Origin of the sequence: Flavobacterium sp. (genome assembly GCF_003525665.1) — a bacterium.
In the GTDB taxonomy this organism is placed as follows: Bacteria; Bacteroidota; Bacteroidia; order Flavobacteriales; family Flavobacteriaceae; genus Flavobacterium.
In genome coordinates this window covers 7,795-9,766 of the sequence record NZ_DQDX01000103.1, presented here as the reverse complement: position 1 = coordinate 9,766, position 1,972 = coordinate 7,795, and the positions used below count along the sequence as shown (strand labels likewise).

Genomic DNA, 1,972 nt, shown 5'->3' with positions numbered 1-1,972 from the left:
TATACTATTCAATAATTCTCAAAAATAAACGCATCAACTCATGTATTTGATGTCTTCCGTTGTAGCGAATTTGCTTTGCTATAAAATAAAGTAAAAACCAAACCACAACCATCAATCCCATTACAACTAAATCTGAAGTGATTGAAACTTTCAACATCCAATCAGAAACGGCAAACATTCCGAAAACGATAAAAATTCCGGCTACTATAAAATGTAAAAACATAAAAAACGTCCAAACCGTTTGATCTGGTCCAAACAAACATTTTATGTGCGTTGTTTTGTCTTCATTTTCAGTTAATTCCAAATGCAAATGAGGCGAATAATAACATCTTTTCGCATAAGTTATGAATAAAAATATATGATGATCAGAAATCTTAACTCGATAATCATCAATAACCTCTTGCTTAACAATAGAGGCTCTTTCTATTATTTCACAAATAGATAAGTCAACATCTTTGTGAAATCGTGGTCTCAACGCCACATTATTATCCAATTCCATAACTTTAATTTATCGTATTCAAATTCAGTAAAATAGTATTTTTTGGATTACTACTACATTAAAGGTACATAAAAATAAAATTAGTAGTACCTTTGCAGCTTATTTTAAAATCATTATGAATAACATTGTTGCGATAGTAGGAAGACCTAATGTAGGGAAATCAACCCTTTTCAATAGGCTGATACAAAGAAGAGAAGCTATTGTAGATTCAGTTTCTGGAGTTACCAGAGATAGAAACTACGGTAAAAGCGAATGGAACGGAAAAGAGTTTTCCGTAATTGATACTGGAGGTTATGTTCGCGGAAGCGATGACGTCTTTGAAGGCGAAATACGTAAGCAAGTAGAACTTGCTATAGACGAAGCCGATGTTATTATCTTCGTGGTAGATGTAGAAGAAGGAATCACTCCAATGGATGATGCGGTTGCCAAACTACTTCGTAAAGTTACAAAACCAGTATTATTAGCAGTTAATAAAGTAGATAATTCCATGCGTGAAAAAGACGCAGTAGAATTTTATAACCTTGGATTAGGAGAATATTTCACCTTTGCAAGTATTTCTGGAAGTGGAACAGGAGATTTACTAGACGCATTAATCGAAGCTTTTCCAGTAAAACCAGAACCACCTCAAGAAGAAGTAGTTTTGCCACGTTTTTGTGTTGTTGGTCGTCCAAATGCAGGAAAATCAAGTTTCATCAATGCATTAATTGGTGAAGACAGATATATTGTAACCGATATTGCAGGAACAACACGTGACTCAATCGATACAAAATTTGACCGTTTCGGATTCGAATTCAATCTTGTCGATACAGCCGGAATTCGTAGAAAAGCTAAAGTAAAAGAAGATTTAGAATTTTATTCTGTTATGCGTTCCGTTCGTGCCATCGAACATTCCGATGTGTGTATCCTTATTATAGACGCAACTCGCGGTTTCGAAGGTCAAGATCAAAACATCTTTTGGCTTGCAGAAAAAAATAGAAAAGGAGTTGTAATTCTAGTAAACAAATGGGATTTAGTAGAAAAAGATACCATGTCAACTCGCGATTACGAAAATAAAATTCGTGAACAATTACAACCTTTTACCGATGTGCCAATCATTTTCGTTTCGGCATTAACAAAACAACGTTTGCTTAAAGCGTTAGAAGAAACAGTAAAAGTCTACGAAAATAGAAGTCAGCGTATTTCAACTTCTAAATTCAACGACTACATGTTGAAATTAATAGAAAATCATCCGCCGCCAGCATTAAAAGGGAAATATGTAAAAATTAAATATTGCATGCAATTGCCAACACCAACACCACAATTTGTGTTTTTTGCCAACATGCCGCAGTACGTAAAAGAAGCATACAAACGTTTCCTAGAAAACAAAATCCGTGAAAACTGGGATTTTTCTGGTGTGCCAATCGATATTTACATTAGAGAAAAATAATTTTATTGAGCTTAAAAAAGTGAGGAGCGAAAGGTTTGGGCATTTTC

Annotated in this window: 2 protein-coding genes; one reads left to right on the top strand and one right to left on the bottom strand. The window is 34.3% G+C overall.

The features are described 5' to 3' along the window. Positions 1-4 precede the first annotated feature (4 nt). Positions 5-499, bottom strand: coding sequence for a hypothetical protein (locus DIU01_RS07415; RefSeq protein WP_290833051.1), 495 nt, complete (start codon positions 497-499; stop codon positions 5-7). A 115-nt stretch (positions 500-614) separates the two neighbouring features. On the opposite strand from DIU01_RS07415, the gene der reads away from it, so the two are divergent. Continuing rightward, the gene (gene der, locus DIU01_RS07410; RefSeq protein WP_290833049.1) at positions 615-1,925 is read left to right on the top strand and encodes a ribosome biogenesis GTPase Der; all 1,311 of its coding nucleotides are present in this window, start codon (positions 615-617) and stop codon (positions 1,923-1,925) included. The last annotated feature ends 47 nt before the right edge of the window (positions 1,926-1,972 follow it).

Bases quoted from the DNA above. Each gene is read 5' to 3' on its own strand.
- DIU01_RS07415 (WP_290833051.1), bottom strand. From the start codon at position 499: ATGGAATTGGATAATAATGTGGCGTTGAGACCACGATTTCACAAAGAT.
- der (WP_290833049.1), top strand. From the start codon at position 615: ATGAATAACATTGTTGCGATAGTAGGAAGACCTAATGTAGGGAAATCA.